The organism is Parapedobacter lycopersici, from assembly GCF_024643285.1.
GTDB classification, from domain to species: domain Bacteria; phylum Bacteroidota; class Bacteroidia; order Sphingobacteriales; family Sphingobacteriaceae; genus Parapedobacter; species Parapedobacter lycopersici.
The window spans coordinates 19,485-35,933 of record NZ_JAMSLW010000006.1; the positions used below are offsets into that span (position 1 = coordinate 19,485).

The 16,449-nt window shown below is 53.8% G+C and carries 16 protein-coding genes; 7 read left to right on the forward strand and 9 right to left on the reverse strand.

Annotated features, from left to right (window positions below; translation table 11 throughout):
• The first annotated feature begins 5 nt into the window (after nucleotides 1-5).
• Nucleotides 6-1,343: a TlpA family protein disulfide reductase gene (locus NEV57_RS12930; RefSeq protein ID WP_257658755.1), complete on the forward strand. Its 1,338-nt coding sequence runs from the start codon at nucleotides 6-8 to the stop codon at nucleotides 1,341-1,343.
• 55 nt (nucleotides 1,344-1,398) lie between these two features.
• Here NEV57_RS12930 and NEV57_RS12935 read toward each other — a convergent pair whose 3' ends face one another.
• Both NEV57_RS12935 and NEV57_RS12940 read right to left on the reverse strand, forming a co-directional pair.
• Nucleotides 1,399-1,662, reverse strand: a complete 264-nt coding sequence (locus NEV57_RS12935; protein ID WP_257658756.1) for a hypothetical protein — start codon at nucleotides 1,660-1,662, stop codon at nucleotides 1,399-1,401.
• 160 nt (nucleotides 1,663-1,822) lie between these two features.
• Nucleotides 1,823-2,305, reverse strand: coding sequence for a MauE/DoxX family redox-associated membrane protein (locus tag NEV57_RS12940; RefSeq protein ID WP_257658757.1), 483 nt, complete (start codon nucleotides 2,303-2,305; stop codon nucleotides 1,823-1,825).
• A 269-nt stretch (nucleotides 2,306-2,574) separates the two neighbouring features.
• On the opposite strand from NEV57_RS12940, the gene NEV57_RS12945 reads away from it, so the two are divergent.
• The 3 genes from NEV57_RS12945 (at nucleotide 2,575) to NEV57_RS12955 (ending at nucleotide 5,400) form a co-directional block, all read left to right on the forward strand.
• Nucleotides 2,575-3,432, forward strand: a complete 858-nt coding sequence (locus NEV57_RS12945; protein WP_257658758.1) for a hypothetical protein — start codon at nucleotides 2,575-2,577, stop codon at nucleotides 3,430-3,432.
• 84 nt (nucleotides 3,433-3,516) lie between these two features.
• On the forward strand, nucleotides 3,517-4,629 hold the full coding sequence (locus tag NEV57_RS12950) for a helix-turn-helix domain-containing protein (RefSeq protein ID WP_257658759.1): 1,113 nt from the start codon (nucleotides 3,517-3,519) through the stop codon (nucleotides 4,627-4,629).
• A 78-nt stretch (nucleotides 4,630-4,707) separates the two neighbouring features.
• Complete coding sequence (locus NEV57_RS12955; protein WP_257658760.1) at nucleotides 4,708-5,400, forward strand: hypothetical protein; 693 nt, start codon at nucleotides 4,708-4,710, stop codon at nucleotides 5,398-5,400.
• Nucleotides 5,401-5,446: 46 nt separating this feature from the next.
• On the opposite strand, the gene NEV57_RS12960 is transcribed toward NEV57_RS12955, so the two are convergent.
• The 5 genes from NEV57_RS12960 to NEV57_RS12975 form a co-directional block, all read right to left on the reverse strand.
• Nucleotides 5,447-5,950 carry an SRPBCC family protein gene (locus NEV57_RS12960; RefSeq protein ID WP_257658761.1) on the reverse strand — a complete coding sequence of 168 codons (504 nt, stop codon included), beginning with the start codon at nucleotides 5,948-5,950 and terminating at the stop codon, nucleotides 5,447-5,449.
• Between the two features lies 1 nt (nucleotide 5,951).
• Nucleotides 5,952-6,458, reverse strand: a complete 507-nt coding sequence (locus NEV57_RS12965) for an SRPBCC family protein (RefSeq protein ID WP_257658762.1) — start codon at nucleotides 6,456-6,458, stop codon at nucleotides 5,952-5,954.
• Entirely contained in the window at nucleotides 6,455-6,604 is a 150-nt protein-coding gene (locus NEV57_RS15815; RefSeq protein WP_372340079.1) for an SRPBCC family protein, read from the reverse strand. Before NEV57_RS15815 ends, NEV57_RS12965 begins: the two co-directional genes overlap by 4 nt.
• A 3-nt stretch (nucleotides 6,605-6,607) precedes the next feature.
• On the reverse strand, nucleotides 6,608-6,928 hold the full coding sequence (locus NEV57_RS12970; protein WP_257658763.1) for an ArsR/SmtB family transcription factor: 321 nt from the start codon (nucleotides 6,926-6,928) through the stop codon (nucleotides 6,608-6,610).
• Nucleotides 6,929-7,202: 274 nt separating this feature from the next.
• Entirely contained in the window at nucleotides 7,203-7,691 is a 489-nt protein-coding gene (locus NEV57_RS12975; RefSeq protein WP_257658764.1) for an META domain-containing protein, read from the reverse strand.
• 303 nt (nucleotides 7,692-7,994) lie between these two features.
• Here NEV57_RS12975 and NEV57_RS15740 point away from each other — a divergent pair, with 303 nt between their 5' ends.
• The 3 genes from NEV57_RS15740 to NEV57_RS12990 all read left to right on the forward strand — a co-directional run bounded on the left by NEV57_RS15740 (nucleotide 7,995) and on the right by NEV57_RS12990 (nucleotide 12,490).
• Nucleotides 7,995-9,404 carry an exosporium glycoprotein BclB-related protein gene (locus NEV57_RS15740; protein ID WP_307876447.1) on the forward strand — a complete coding sequence of 470 codons (1,410 nt, stop codon included), beginning with the start codon at nucleotides 7,995-7,997 and terminating at the stop codon, nucleotides 9,402-9,404.
• A gap of 11 nt (nucleotides 9,405-9,415) precedes the next feature.
• Nucleotides 9,416-11,500 carry a T9SS type B sorting domain-containing protein gene (locus tag NEV57_RS12985; RefSeq protein WP_257658765.1) on the forward strand — a complete coding sequence of 695 codons (2,085 nt, stop codon included), beginning with the start codon at nucleotides 9,416-9,418 and terminating at the stop codon, nucleotides 11,498-11,500.
• Nucleotides 11,501-11,596: 96 nt separating this feature from the next.
• Nucleotides 11,597-12,490, forward strand: a complete 894-nt coding sequence (locus tag NEV57_RS12990) for a PorP/SprF family type IX secretion system membrane protein (protein ID WP_257658766.1) — start codon at nucleotides 11,597-11,599, stop codon at nucleotides 12,488-12,490.
• Between the two features lie 100 nt (nucleotides 12,491-12,590).
• Here NEV57_RS12990 and NEV57_RS12995 read toward each other — a convergent pair whose 3' ends face one another.
• On the reverse strand, nucleotides 12,591-13,958 hold the full coding sequence (locus NEV57_RS12995; RefSeq protein ID WP_257658767.1) for a DUF4374 domain-containing protein: 1,368 nt from the start codon (nucleotides 13,956-13,958) through the stop codon (nucleotides 12,591-12,593).
• Between the two features lie 19 nt (nucleotides 13,959-13,977).
• Nucleotides 13,978-16,404, reverse strand: a complete 2,427-nt coding sequence (locus NEV57_RS13000) for a TonB-dependent receptor (protein ID WP_257658768.1) — start codon at nucleotides 16,402-16,404, stop codon at nucleotides 13,978-13,980.
• Nucleotides 16,405-16,449 lie beyond the last annotated feature (45 nt).

The window sequence follows — 16,449 nt, forward strand, 5'->3', positions numbered from 1 at the left end:
GACGAATGAATTACAACAGAATAATAACGGTGATAACCATCCTGGTGATGGCGATTACCCAAGTTATGGCACAGGATGACGCCGGGGTGGTTTATCATGAGGCGGAAGCCGAAACTGTTAAATCCACTTTAAAGGAATTGAAGGTAGGGGATACGCTGCCGGATTATACCTTTGCGCATCCATTAGTGAATTATCCGGGAGAAAATGTGCGAACGTCCGATTTCCGTGGCAAGCTGTTGATCCTGGAGTTTTGGAGCATGGGCTGTGTAAGCTGCATCGCCGGATTTCCGAAGTTGCAGAAATTACAAGAGGAGTTTGATGACCAAATACAGCTCGTTTTGGTAAATCCATGGAGCGACCGGAAGGCGGTACTCGACCTGTTGGAACGGCGAAGGAAGCTGACCGGTTTTGAAATGAAACTGCCGATTGCATTCGGGGATACGGCCTTGAGCGATCATTTTCCACGAGTGGGTGTGCCTCACGTAGTTTGGGTGAATGAGCATGGGGTCATTGCCTCGATCACCAGCGGCTCTCAACTTGATGCCGAAAATATAAAGCAGGTTTTGGCAGGTACAAGAAAAGGAATCCGACAGGCGGTTACCCACTTGACCGAACGGAATTACGAAAAACCTTTGTTTGTAGCGGGTAACGGTGGGGATGGTTCAAACATACTTTGGCATTCGGTACTGGCGAAGGCCGATTTCAGGCTGCAATCTACGGTATCAGTCCGACCTAACAAAATCATCCTCCAGAATTCACCGTTGGCATTTATCTATCGGGTGGCATACGGTTATCCCGAACATCCGTTTAACTATGGATTGGCTGTCCGCCTGCAGCCCAACCGGATTGTTTTTGAACTACCGCCAGCGCAGTTGAAGCTGACGGATTCGGTTTTTGTGTACGAACTTAGCGCCCCCGAAAAGCGCTCACAGGGAGAACTACTGAAGGTGTTGCAGCAAGACCTCAAGCAGTATTTTGGCTGGCAGACGCGATGGGAAAAGCGGCGCGTTGAGTGCTTGGTACTTACTGCGTCAGACACGGCCTTGCTGATGCGGGAAAAGCAACGGGAGAATCCCCCGGTATGGCAAAATTTGAATGAGCTAACGGTAAATATCGAAAATGCCTCCGTGCCGGAGTTCGTTTTTTGGCTGGAAAATTTTCCGCTGCTGCACGGTGAAATGCCAATCATCGACGAGACGGGTTATCAGGGTCGGATAACAGGTATTCGTCTGGAAGGGATCAACCGAAAAGACTGGAAGGACTGGAACCGGCACCTCGAACCTTATGGATTGCAGTTTGACGTGAAATACAGGGAAGTGGATATGCTAGTGGTAAGCGAGTAATAAAAAGGAGCCAATGTTAATTGGCTCCTTATCCAGCACAATATACCGACAGAGATTAGTTTTCCGGCTGGCGGAAAATCTCATTCATGCAATTTGCATCGGAATACGCGGGTTTTGGCAGTCCATCAATTTCCACTTGGCATTGATCGTCGGTTTCATTGTTAGAACAACGTTCAGGCTCTAACAATTCACCGGTGGTACACTGGTTTGATGCATTCCGGCCGAAAGCATCCACCCGCATTCCCGTTTCCGCGGTTGCATGGGCTCCCGCTGCAGCGACTATCGCTGCCACCAGGGGAATAAAAAATGATTTTTTCATATTTTTGAAAAAATAAAGATTAGTAAAATTGAAGCCTTCCGTCTTGCCACGGAGGGCTTCGTTATTGTGGTGGCTTCATTTGCTGCGGGGTGTAAAGCCATGCCCCGGTTTGCAAGGCAGCTGTCTGCCGCTGGCAGGCGCGTAGCCCACCGGATCTAAATCACTTGTTGCCGGTTACCTCCTTTCCCGTACTATGAAAGTTAAATCGACGCTGTAGCAAGATGCCAGCCACGGCCAATAACATAAATCCAATATTGAACAACAGGTGCTCGCTCCACGAAAGCAAGCCAATAACCCCACCACACGAACACGGCAACCGCTCGCTGAAAAACAGCGTCTGCACGATGTAAATAGTAAATAGTGCCATCAATCCCAGGAATGCATACAGCCCCGCCTGCCGCCACCGGGAAAAGCAAAGCATGGTAGCAATGAGTAATTCGCACGCGGGTACGGCCCACGCGACAAACCCAGCAATCGGGGCCGTTAAGGGGGCAAGTTTGAGCTGCGCGGTGGTGTATTCATAAATCATGAGCTTGCTTACGGCCGCATAAACGAACAGCAGCACGCAGAGGAAAACGATGACCTCCAATGCCACCCGGCGCCGGGAGCGGGGAAGATTGCCTGAATGTTGTAAGGTATTCATGGTTAGTATGTTTTGTTTGTGAAGCATAAAGTTAGGGAGGGGAATCAGCGAAAGGCAAGTAAATCAAGGGCTTTCGGGATATCCTGGCCGAAAATCCGGATGGCTGGGACATTTGCCCGACTATCGGCCGGATGCCTGGATATCCGGGACAGGTGCGTTGCCATTGCTGGCTGTCCGACGGCCTGTTTTTTGCATGGGATATCGATTTAGCTTTGGTATTATCCGCAGAATGCGTACCTTAGATTACCATTAACCAATTGGTAACGCACATGGAAGAACCGGTAAATACGGCGGACCCGGGTGTGCAACAACCTAAAATTCCTAAAGTCAGCAGTGTAGCATGGTGGATTATTGGCTTAACAGGCGTTTTTGTAGGCTTGTTGATACCTATCTATGACACGCGGATCGCCTTTAGTAAACTGATCGGGCTGAGTACATTCTGGAAGTCACTGGTAAGCAGCGTATGCTGCGCGTGGCTGCTGATGTTGGCTGTAATCATGATTACACACTGGCTGGATATGGCGTTGCCCTGGCGCCGGCCGAGGTACCAGCGACTGCTTTGCCAGCTGTTGCTGGGTATTGGGATTCCGGGTATGCTGGCGCTGGGCTGGCAGCTGATTTTTTTGGCGTGCTTAAACTGCATCCCTCAGATTGCGAATTATTTTTATTACAAATTTCCGTTGATGCTGCTGTTTGTGGCATTATTTAACCTGTTATGGATAATGGGGCTGCGGCAGCAGGGTAGGACGGTATCAGACAGCGGATTGGTTTCGGGTGCGCCTACTGACGCATCCCGGCCGGAAACCGCCGCGTATGATCGGGCAATAACGGAGCTGGCGGATACCATTGCTTTCTTTGTGTCGGAAGATAAGCAGACCATCGGATACCGGCTGGATGGCGGCACTACCGTAGAAGTGGATACGGTCCGGGAAATTGCGCAGGCGCTGGAGGGGGATGATTTTTTCAATATCCGCCATGGTGTGGTGATCAACCGGGCGGCGATTGGTCATGTACACCCGGAGCAGCGGCATTACCGCATTGTGCTGAAACCACCCTATAACGACCGTGTTTTCTATACCAGCAAATCGCATTCCCGCGAGTTTAGCGTGTGGTGGGGCCGGGGGTAAGGTTTTACCCGGCAGCGGTCGGCGGGCGGCAAGCCGGGAGTTTCGGACAATTGTAGTACATTTGGGAACAGCGCAACTTACCAAATGGCTGATATAAACGCAGTAGCTATTTTTTATGCTTTTTCCGGAGGGGCCTTATGGCTGCTTGGGTCACTGTCTTTGCTCGGCATTAACCGGGTAAATGCAAGTGCCGATCGCTGGCTTAGCCTATTTTATTTTATTTTAGCCTGTACGTTTACCCGGGTTTCACTGGAGGAGTTTAACGTTGGCAGCGAATTGCTGCGGCACCTGCTTGAACTGCCCACATGGGCCATGCTGCCCTGCCTGTATATGGCGGTACGGCATTACGCATCGCCTTCATTACCTAAAAAGGGCTGGCCGCTCCATTTTGTGCCTGTGCTGCTTTTCCTGCTGTTTTCGCTGGTATACTTAATGCCCGTGCTGCTTAATAAAAGGGACCACCTGCCGGTTTTACCTTCGTGGGTGGCATTTATCGTACGCTATTTTTTCTTTGTCCAGATGGTTTATTATTGGGGCGCCTGTTTCGTGCTGCTTCGGCGGCACCAAAGGAATATAAAACAGGTGGCTTCGTTTACCGATAAAATAGACCTGGAGTGGCTGAGGTACCTGTTGATTTCGATGTTGTTCCTGATACTGATCCGTATGCTGAGCATGGCCAACATGCAGGTAACGCATTATGCACCCTTCCTCTATTTTCTGGGGATCATTCTGCTGGCCTATTCAACGCTCAGGCAGAAATCAATTTATGCGATTGAAGCCTACCGGGTTGCGGAAAAGGACGGAATGGCATCCAAAAAGGTGCGGAATGAACGGCTGACCCTGGAACAGGTGGAAGAGCTGAAGAACATCGTGATGCGAAGGACGACCGATGAAAAGCTATACCTGGACCCAGGCCTGACGCTTTCGGTGCTTTCGGAGCGGATAGGCATTGGCACGCATGAACTGTCTTATGTGCTTAATAACGGGGTGGGGAAGAATTTTTATCAGTTTATCAACGAACTGCGGACGGAAGAAGCCAAATCACTGCTATTATCGGAAGATGCCAGGCGGTTGGATATGCTGGGTATCGCAGTCCGCGCGGGCTTCAACTCCAAAACGACTTTTTACACGACCTTTAAAAAAATAACGAACCTCACGCCGAAGGAATACATTCAGGCAAATACCGGGGCGGATTGACCGCCATGTGGTTCGGTTGTATCCATCCGGACGGTTTCCGGTAGCCGGAGCGCTATCATTGCATCATAAAAAAATTAAATGATGAGCACAATGAATGCATTCCAATCAGCAGTTGCCACCGGAATCCGAGGGGTTATCGGTGGCATTTTATTCGGCAGCGTCCTTATTTCAAACGGTTTTGCGCTTACGCCTGCCCGGGCAGGTGTTGCCGGACCCTTAGCAGGCCAGCACGTGGCAGCGGTACCGCTGGAAACGTTCGTGGGGTTTTACCAGGCGCCAGACAAAGCCTCGTTTGTGCAATTTGAGCTAAAGGACGATGCGCTTTTTGCCCATTGGCAGAACAAAGAGTATCAGCTTGTCCGGGTTGATGAAACCCATTTTAAAACGAAGAGTGAGGGCCATGAGGTGGAATTCCTGAAAGACGGTTCCGGCCGGTTTACACAGGCGATGCTGTTGGGAAATATCCTGACGGTAAAAGTCGGGTTTAACCCCTATACCGTCAAAACGCTATCGGCTGCACAGCTCAAAGGGTTTGAAGGGACGTATCGCTTAACGAGAGACGACAATAGCTTTGAGATTGCGATCCGGCCGTCAGCCAACGGGTTGATATTGAAACAGCTGTGGGACGATAAAGAAATTGCCTTTACGCCCCGGTCGGATACTTTTTTCCTGGATGCGGAAGGTACGTTCCCGCTTACTTTTCTGCTGCGCGAGGGCGAAGCCGTGCAGGTTACCTGTTTTGAGGCCGATGTATGGCGCAGAACTGAATAGCCGCAGAGCGCGCAGGAAGGGAGGAACGGGGATGTACCGCTTTACGTTATTTTTTTAAGGTGGCCAGTAAGTCGTCCAGTTGCTGGAAATCGATCGTCATCCCTTCTTTAAAGCCCATTTCGATTTCCTTTTCGAGGTCGGCCAGGGAATCGTAGGTGAGCAGCATGTCAACGAGCACGTTCGTTTCCTGCGGGATAAAGTTGTTTTCCCAAAGATTCTGGGGGAGCATTGACGTCATGGTGCCGTTTTCATCGCTGGACCCGCCCCGCGAAGCAAATGATTTTTCGGTGACGATGGATAGAAAATTGGTTTTTGCGTAATGCCTTTCCCCTTCGGGACTTACCATGGCATAGAGCCAATAGCCGCCTTCACGGAAATCCAGGGTCTTGGTTTCTGCCCGCCAGGGTTTGGGGCCCCACCATTGGTCTAATAATTCGGCGGTTGTCCATGCTTGCCAGACCGATGAGAGGTCGGCGTTAAATTCGCGCTTGATGCGGATGGTGTTGTTTGCTTTGTCGATGGTAAAATCGAATAGGAGATTGCTGTTCATGTCAGTTGTTTTTTAGTGTCAGTAATAATCCGTCCAGGTTCTTAAGGTGTGATGAAAACCCTTTTTGGTGGCTGGTTGTAGCCATCTTTTCAAACATTTCGGGGCTGCTGTATTTCTCTGTCATGGTTACGCATGTTTTGCCGTCCGTTTCGCTGAACAGCAGCGTGCATTCGGTGCGGGGGAAATCCGGATCGATCTTTCCGTTTTCATCGCTGAACGCCCGCAATTCCGTAATGCTTTTTTGGGGTTCTATTTTTTTGTAATCGTACCTGCTCCAATGTTTTTTCCCTTCGGGGCTTACTATCGCGTAATGCCAACGGCCGCCTTCACGGAAATCCAATGTTTTTGTTGCTGTCCGGTACGGGTTTGGAGCGCACCATTGGTCCAATAATTCCGCGGTTGTCCATGCCTGCCAAACCAGTGAAAGGTCGGCATCAAATTCACGTTTGATGCGGATGGTGCGGTTTGCTGTGTCGACGGTAAAGTCAACGAGTGGGTGCTTTTTCATAACGCTATTGTTTTTCCAGAAATTCCTTCAATGAGTGGCCACCATTGCGCTATGTATTCGGGTTCCGTCCAGGCTTTCCAAACAAGATCGATCGGCGCTTTTACCGTTCTTGTCATTTTCAGTTCCCTGTTAGCTGTGTTTTCCATCGGTTACTTCTTTTGCATTTTTGCCAATAGTTGATCGAGGTTATCGAAGCGGTCTTCCCAAATTTTGCGGAACTGCGCAAGCCAGTTATCTATTTCTTTCATTTTGTTTAATTCAAGTTGATAATAGATTTCCCTGCCTTTTTGTTTTTGAGTGACCAGTTCGCACTCGGTCAGAATGCGCAGGTGTTTTGATACTGCTTGCCGGGTGGTATCAAAATGTGCCGCAAGTGAATTGGGTGTCATGGCCTGTAAGGCAATCAGGGCAATAATGCCCCGCCTCGTGGGGTCTGCAATCGCCTGAAAGATATCTCGTCTTATTTCCATAGTGCAAACATGTGGTTGCAAATATAAGTGCAACTATTTGGTTTCACAAAATTTTTTTGAGTTTTTTTGTGTTGGGTTCTTGTGTTCCAGTCTTTTGGCCCATTGCGTTCCAAAAGGTACCCTGGTGGATACGGTTGCGTCTAAATAAGCTGGTTTTTTGTTTACTCAATACAATGAGTAAATCAGATAGTATGTTTGAAAGGCCTTGTTTACAGCAGGTTGCTAAGTGAATGGATGAGCCAAGGAGGTCTGGAATTTTTTTGATACCGGCTCGTCAAAAGCGGCGCGGGATATAATCCACCTCCTGGGCGTCGTTAAGGTCGGCTGATTCGTCGGCCACCAGTTCAAAGCGTGCCAGGGGTGCCATGCGGGCCTTGTTCAACGATAGTGTATTGCCGCTGATGGTATAGTTATCCACTTCCTCCAGCATGCTTTTAAACCCGTTTTCGATTTCCATATGGTCGCACGCCATCATGGTGGACATGCCCTGCGTAAATTTGAGTTGCCCGTTGCCGGATAGCGTAAAGGTGCCACCGAGCCCGTTGCAGCCCGCCGAAGCGGAGTAACGCTGGTCGGCTTCGTCAAACTGGATAAAGGGTACTTTACCGTTGATGGTTGCCGCAACCGGCTTGCCGCCAAGTTCGATGAGTTGCCATTTCTTGCCGGTGATGCTGTCGGTTTCCGCGGTAGCCGCTTTTTTGGTGTGGCAGGCACTGAACAGGATAACCGCGCTGATGAGGGGAGTGAACAGAAGGGCTTTCATAGTCTTGTTTTTTATATGTGTTACAAAGCTAGTTAAATTTTTGCGGGTTGGTTAGTATTAAGCTATTGGCGGTTAGCGGCAGAAGCCCATTATTGCCGTGATGTTTGCGGTGAATGAAATGAATGGCGGCCGGCTGCGGACGATTAATTATAATTGTCTGATTATGAGTTATGTGAATAGTTGGTGAAAATAGTGAAATAGAAAATATCCAACCGGCTTTAGTGTAAATTAACAACATTATCTATATTCGCACTTTAATCGGCCTAATGATTTAACCTTAATTACCATTTATCATCTGCCAATATGAATAAACAGTTACTATTAATGCTGCTGGGCCTGTGTGCATTCAGCGCTCCATTAACTTTACAGGCGCAAGTAGGTGTCGGTGTCGAGATACCGCACGAATCCGCCCAACTGGAAATACGTTCAGACAGTAAGGGGCTATTGATCCCCCGGATGACGGAAGCCAATCGGCCCGCGTCGCCGGCGGAGGGTCTGCTGATCTATCAAACCGATGCCGCACCGGGGTTTTATTATTTTTCCGGTGGTACTTGGCAACGGCTCGGAACCGGCGAAAATCCATTCACCAACACGGTTGTATTTGACGCCGGCGAGGCGGCAGGCTACGAAGCGGGGCAGGTGGTGACGCACGACGGGTCGACATACATTGTTAACGCTGACGCACCTGCGGGAACGCCCGGCAGCAGCGCGTCATATACCCTGATCGCTGCACAGGGTTTGCAGGGTGTGGCCGGTCCCGTGGGTCCGGCAGGCCCCGTCGGTCCGCAGGGAGCACCGGGCAGCACCGGACTACCGGGCCCGGTTGGCCCCGTTGGTCCAGCCGGTCTCCAGGGATTACAGGGTGACCCCGGTTTGCAGGGCCCGGTCGGTCCCATCGGCCCACAGGGAGTACAGGGAGACCCCGGCATTCAAGGACTTCAGGGTGATCCAGGTCCCGTGGGTCCAGCCGGCCCAGCGGGCCCCGTTGGGCCACAGGGGGGCTTATTCAACCTGGTGGTTTTCGATGCGGGAACTGCGCCAACCTATCTTGAAGGGCAACCTGTTTCGTACAATGGATCGACTTATACGGTGAGTGTTGCCGCGCCTACCGGCATTCCGGGCACCAGTCCGGATTATGCATTGGTGGCTGCCAAAGGTGATACCGGGCCTGTGGGGCCTGCGGGCACTGCAGGGGGTGGAGCCATCATCCCGTTTGCCTCGGGTGTCCCCGTCACGATGACGACCATATTGGGAGGGCTTTCTGGCACATCCGCCGCGCTCGGTTTCGGAAATTCCGCATCGGGTATACAGAATTTCGGCGGAGGTATCGATTTGACCGGTGCGAGTGGGACAAACCTGAACATGGCCTTTTCCGTACCACGGGACGGGACCATCACCTCGCTGTCGGCCTTCTTTAGCACGACATTGGCGCAATCGCTCATTGGCAGTACTGTTACGGTGACGGCGCAACTGTACCAAAGCTCGACGCCAGATAATATGTTTTATCCGGTGCCGGGTGCTGTGGTGACATTGGCGCCTGCCTTTACCGGAGTTTTAGCCATGGGGACTACAGCCGACGGCATAACCACAGGCCTATCCATCCCCGTCACTGCCGGGTCGCGGCTGTTGCTGGTGTACTCAGCCACGGCTGCTGGCCTTTCGCTGGTGAACACCTTACAAGGTTATGCCAGTGCTGGTGTAGCGATTGACTAACGGAGGGCGCGATGATGAATAATCGACTCCGGACACTGCACCGACGACTGTGGGCTCTTGCCGCGGTCGCGCTGCTCGTTTGGCTGGCCCCGCCGGAAGCATTGGCACAGGTCAGTGCAGGAAATGAAGGCCTATCCATACGACCCAACGAATGGTTCTCTTCGGAGGGCCTGGCTTTCCGGCCGGCCGCGGGGAATCCCCTGCCGGTGGTACAGAACCGCCTGTCGCGAAGTGCCACGGCGGTAACCATCGGGCCGGGCACCTCTTTGCCGCAGGTATACCGGTTTGCTGCGCCTGTTCCTTTTTCGGGAACCATCCGCATCCGGTACCGCCAGACGGACGCAATCGGCCATGAAGAAGCAAACCTCTGGGTTTTCGTGCAACCGGCGGCCGACGCACCGTTCCGGCCGGTTGCCAGCGTACGCGATATAGACGAGCGGTTCGTGCAGGCGACACTGGATAACCAGCCGCTGCATGCAATCACGCTGGCAGATCCTACTACGGTGGGCTACATTATGGCGCCGGAAACACCCGACGTGTCCGCGATTACCCAGCAGGGATTTACGCTAACGTGGCCGCCGGTTGCCGGTGCGGCAGCCTATCACATTGAAGTAGCCACCACGGCCGATTTCACGGCACTGGTGCCGGGAATGGATCCTCTTGTGGTAGGTGAGCAGACTTCGGTAACCCTCGATGGACTGGAGGCGGGTACGCCATACCATTTCCGGCTGGTGGCCGTGGATGCGGCGGGCGGTACACAGGTATCCCCAGCAGGAACGGCACAGACGGAATACTGGAAGCTGGACCGTATCGGTCCGTTTGAACCCATTACCGTCGACTATGGCACGCCGCTGGCCAACCTGCCCTTGCCCGAAACTGCAACGGTTTTCCTGGAAAATGGCGATGCCCGGTCGTGGACCGTTAACTGGGACGCTGGCGCACCGGTATATAACGCCACAGTGCCGGCAACGTATTCGTTTACGGGAACGGTGGTGCCGGAGGATGGCACGTCCAATCCGGATAACATCCGGGCATCCATCGCGGTGACGGTGGAGCAAGGGTCATTGGCCGGCGTAACGTTGGCGCCTACTACGGTAACTTACGATGGCCAGCCACATGCACTGGCGGTGCAGCACCTGCCGGCTTCGGCAAGGGTGCGCTATACCATTCAGCGTGATGGCGGTGAACCAATGGCGGGCAATACGGCGGCTGATGCCGGTACATACACGGTAACCGCACGCATTGAACTGGAAGGATATGACGACCTGACGCTTAATGCACGCCTGGTGATTGCCCCAGCGGTCCGTACGCTGGATTTCCCGGCCATTAGCAACAAGGTTTTCGGGGACGATGATTTCCGTGCGGGAGCCACGTCGAGCAGCGGGGAAGAGGTGACCTACACCAGCAGCAACCCGGCGGTGGCGGACATCACCGGAGACGGACTGATTACGCTTACGGGCGCGGGTGAAACAACGATCACGGCCACGGTGCCGGCGAACGGCAACTTCAGCAACAGGCCGGAAGCTGCCCGCACGCTGGTGGTAAGCAAAGCTGTACAGTCGATCAGCTTCAACGCCCCGGCGGAGGTGAACCGCGATGCAGGCAGCATCCAGTTGGATGTATTGGCTTCCAGCGGCTTGCCGGTCAGCCTGGCGCTGGACGATGAACAGGTGGCAACGCTGGACGGCAGCACGCTCAACATTCACCGGATGGGCACCGTCCGGATTACGGCCACGCAGGCGGGCGACGGCAATTACGAAGCGGCGGAACCGGTTACGGTAACGATCCGGGTGGTTGACCCGTCGTCGGGCTTTGTGGTGCGGGTGCACCCTGCGGTATCGCCGAACGGGGATGGCATAAACGAGTTCCTGATGATTGAGGGAATAAAGGATTTCCCCGAGAACCGCGTGACGCTCATTAACCGAAACGGTACCATCGTATGGGAGGCTAGTGGCTACGACAACGGCGACGTCGCGTTCAGGGGCACCTTCACGGGCGGGCATAACGCACCGGCGGGTACGTACTTCTACATCGTGGAAGTGAAGATAAACGGCCGCTGGGCACACCGGAAGGGCTATTTCGTGCTGCGGTATTGACGGTAAACGGTAACGGATTGGCTCGGTTTAGTGAGGCATGCCTTGCACGGGCCCAAGCGGAAAAAGAAAAGAGCTATTGATTCGATATAACAAAGAATGAAAAATTTTTTATTGACCACGGTATTGGCGGCCGCTTCGGTCTTAACCCTGCACGCACAGCAGCCCCTCACTTACACACAGCACGGGCAGCTGCGCACGTCACTGAACCCTGCGGCAAGCCTGCTGCACATGGAGGGGGAAGTGGCGGTTGTCGGCCGGCGGCAGTGGGTAGGCATTGACGGGGCGCCAACGGCATTCTGGGGAAGCGGACATATGGGCTTTGGAAGTTTCGGCGCTACGGCGGGTGTCAATATCCGCCACGAGCGGCTGGCGGTGGAGAAACTGACGGAGGCCAGCGCATTCTTCGCCAAGGGGATCAGAATCTCGGAGAGCGAGTACGTTGGGCTGTCGCTGAATGCGGGGATTGCCTACCACGATGGTCGGTTCTCCCAGCTGGACCCGGCGGACCCGGCCTTCCGGGAGGACATCACCGAGACGGATGCGTTGGTCGGTTTCGGTGTGATGCTTTACCGGCCGAGCCGGTACTACGTGGGGCTGTCTCTTCCGCGGCTGATGCTGGGCAACCTGGGTGTTACGGGCGACAGCCGTTACAACTTCCGCAACCAGTATCACCTATCGGCGGGTGCGCTTTTCGGCCTGGGTGCCGACTTTAACTTCCGCCCGGCACTGCTGGTGACGTATGCGGGGAACCTCCGTCCGCAGGCAGACGTGCAGGCCATGTTCTTCGTGAAAGAGATATTCGGCCTCGGAATGAACGTACGGACTTACGGTGACCTTGCGGGCATGGCGGAGTTCCATTTCGGCGGCTTCGGGGTGGGTTATAGCTACCAGTTTAACCCGGGCAACGAGCCACAGAACCGAAGGGTGGGCAACACAACCCATGAGCTTGGCCTGAATTACCGCTTCGGCGGGGTGGGCGGACTATTGTAGGTACGGATAACCACTGCACGGGGTTTACGCCATGCAGGTGGACATAAAAAAGGCCGCCCTTAATCCGGGGCGGCCTTTTTTATGTAGTGACGGCGGTCTGCTAATAAACGCCGATGTATTGGTTGCCGGTTTTGTTAACCAGTTTGGCACCTACGGTCATTTCGCCGGTTTTGCTGTCGAAAATGTAAATGTTACCGTCCTGGCCGACAGGGGCCACTGCCACGTAAACTTCGTCGCCTTCGATGGTCAGGTTCTGAATCTGGCGGAAGTTCAGGTTAGCTTCGTTCGGAAGGTCGTATTTGGTTGCTGTTTTGGCATTGAGGTCTACCCGGGCAATGTAACCGCCGGTGCGTTCGCCGGCAGCATTCACCAGGCTGTAAACCACAAAACCGATACCGTTACCGGCATATTTCCAGGTTTCAATGTACGTGTTGGTCAGCCCCAGTGCCTGATCCAGGCTAAATACGTAGCTGTTGTCGTAATCGTTGGTTGCGGAGCTGATCCGAAGGATCTTGGAACCACCGTCGCCTACGGCTTCACCCGAAGTGGCCTGGTATACGTGGCCGTCCGTGCCCACGTATTGCATGGTGCTGCGGTAGCCGTTGGTGTTGGCGCGGGTTTGGGTAGAGGTGATAAGCTGCGGGTTGGTCAGCGAAGGGTAATCCAGTACCAGGGTTTTTGCCCAGGCTTTGGGGCTCGTTCTGTCGGTAGCGAAAACGGGTTTGCCGTCTTCGAGGGTGAAACGGGCCGGATCGACCTTGCTGATGGCCGCGCCGATGAATACCTTGTTGCCGGCTTTGTTGATTACCGGTACGTCAATGCGGGATACGTAGTATCCGGCCGCTTGTTCCTCGGCGGAAAGTGCAAGTTCAAAGGACGCAGTCTGCGTGATTTTCGGGTCGTTGAGGTCGAGGGTAATGGCATCTGTCTTAGCGGTGATGTGCTGGAAGACGAAATTCGGGTTGGTGCCTTGGTACACGGCATCGTTGGCGGTTGCCCGCACGGCTACACCGATGCCTTCGGCGGCTTTCAGCCAGCGGGGCGAGGTGCTGACGTAGGTAGCGGTTTCCACTTCAGGGCCGTCCGGACGGAAATCTTTTTTCCCGTGTACGCTGTATTTGTTGAAAATACCGCCGTCATCGCCCACGTACTGGATGTTATACAGGAAATTTCCGTCGGCGGAAGCCTGCAAACGTGCGGTACGCTGTGATTTGATGTGCATCCCTTGGTCAAAAACATTGATGGACACGTTCGGGTCCTTGGCTTGTGCGGTGGTTACGCTGTATACCATGGTGCCGCCGTTGCCGTCGCCGGCCTCTTCGTCCATCAGTGCACCGGATACGGTGATCCACCGGCCTTCGTTATCGGGGGGCGTGGTGCCCGGGCCGTCATTTTTGCTGCAGCCAGCCAGTGTGAGGGACGTTACTGCGACGCCCAGTAAAGCGGTTTTGATCGGATGTACTTTCATGTTAATTAAGTATTTACATTTAGAAATTATTGATGAGATACGTAAGTTTCAGGTAAAAGGCCCGCCCGGGTTTCTGCACGCCGAAGTTGTCATAGATTTCGGCATTGAATACGTTTTTAACATCGAGGCTGGTAACGATCCGCCGCTGGGGGAAGGTGTAGCTGGCCCCGATGTTCTGCGCGTACTGGGCCGGGGTAATAAACCACTCGGACTCCGGCCATACGGTGCGGAAGGGGTGGACATAGCCCAGCGTGTAAAACAGGTTTAACTCGGATGCCTGCTGGATGAGGTTGTTAAGCCGGTAGTGCACGCTTCCGTTGATGGTAAAGAACGGCTCATTGGGAATCTGGGTGTTGTAGTAGGTCATCCGCTGGCCCGAAGCCGGGTCAAACTCCTGCTTGAACAGGGAGTTGAATTTGGAAAAGTTGGCCATCAGCGTCAGGTTGTTCCGGTAGGTGTATGCCAGCTCGCCCTCGAAACCCAGTGACTGGGCCAGGCCGAGGTTGATGTACTGGGTTTCTTCGATTTCCTGGTTGTTGAGCAGCTCGTTGGTGCGCGGCATGATCCGGTCCTTGATGTTGCGCCAGAATACGTTGGTGGACACGGAGAATTTATGCTGGTCGAACTCGAAGGTACCCAGCCGGAAGCCCGCGTTGTAGTTGTCGCTCCGCTCGGGTTTCAGCGACGGGCTGGACAGGATGTTCTGGTCGGGGCTGCCGAATATTTCGTCGTCGCCTGGCATGCGGATCGCCCGTTCGGCCGAGGTAATCAGGACGATCCGGGGGAATAGCGAGTATGCCGCGGCAAGGCCGAAGCCGGTGTTCGACCGGTTGTCACGCACTACGTTTTTGTTGACTACCACTTCGCCGTTTACGCTCGATCCGTTATAGGTAGTGCTAGTTAACGACTGTTGGTAGATTTTGGCAAATAGGTTGGTTTTTAGTTTACTGTCCAGTACCTGTGCCTCGTAGTTAAATGACACCACGTTTTTGGACAGGTCATTGGTATTCTTAAGTGCTCCGGAGCCGACGGGGTTCAGCAAATCGTCGTCTTTCCGGTCAATGGTGTAATAAATGTGATTGACGGATAGGCGGTGCCCGGCAACGATGTCATAGCTGATGTTGGACCGGATGTTGGTGATCTGCCGGTCGATATCCGTCATGGTTGGCCTCGACCCCTGCTGCGCGTTGCCCAACCGGCGTATGGGATTGCCGTTCAGGTCCATCCGGATGTTGCCGTCCCAGTTGTAAGCCCAGGGAACGGTATCCTGGATATAGGTGTTCCGGTAACTGTGCACGCCGTTGACCGTGAGGTTCAGGCCGGGGGTGAACAGGTCCTTTTTGCTGTAGTTCAGGCTCAGCACATGGGCCTGGGCTTCGGAGGTGCGGCCCATGTACGGCGTGCCCATGGTTTGCCCGTGCTGGATTTCCTTGTAGGAATCGGATATGTTGTACCCGACCAGGAAGGCATCCGCCCAGTTGACGTTGGTAAAGCCGAGTTCGACACGCCCGCCGAGGGTGTTGTACCCATCAAAAAAACGGGTGGTCCGGTAGTTCCGCGTGACGATGCCATTGGGCTGGATGTATTTGGAGAATTTGCCCCACTGCTCGTAATCGTTGTCGGTGGAGGTGTAAAAACCGGAGGCTTTTACGGTAAATCCGTTTTTGGCCTGACGGTAATTGGCGCTGAGGTCCGATTGCAGCGTGTTGAATGAGCCATAGGAAACCGAAGCGGTGATGTTGTTTTGGATATTTCCTTTTTTCAGCACGATGTTGATGGCCCCGCCCAGCAGGTCGCCGGAGAGGTGGGCGGGCAGTACGCCCTTGTATACTTCGATGCGGTCGATCATCGCCGGCGGGATGTTGTTCAGGTTGAACGAGGAGCCGTACGTTGAAATCTCGATCCCGTCGATGAATATGCCGACCGACCTGCCGGTCATCCCGTTGAGGTTGTATTGCACTTCGGAACCCAGGCCGCCGCTCTGGCGGACCCGCACGCCTACCGTCCGGTCGAGGAGTTCGTTGGTCTGCAGGTTGCGCAGCGAAGCTTCTTCGGTTTCGATCACGTTGACGGCAAACCCTTCGGTCTCAATCTCCCGTTTGACGGTCTTTGTGGCAACGGACACTTCGTCGAGCTGGGTCTGGTCGGTGGCTTCGGCGGTGATGTTGAGGGTTTCGGCCGCATCCCGGATACGGACACGCACGACGGTCTCCCGAATCTCCAGTGACGATACCACCACGCGGTAAGTGCCCTGCGGCAGGCCGCTTAGCCGGTAACCCCCCCGCGCATCGGTAACGGCCCCTTTGCCAAGCTGTTCTACGTAGACGGAGGCGGCCTCCACGGGGGTGCCGTCAGCGAGACGGACGGTGCCGGAAAGTGTGCCGGTTTGGGCGAGGGAGAGCGAAGCGCTGCAGCATAATAACAGGAGAACGTAGTAGTGTTTCATCGATCAAATGCGGGGAATTAAATTTTTTTATTCCTTTTACTATTA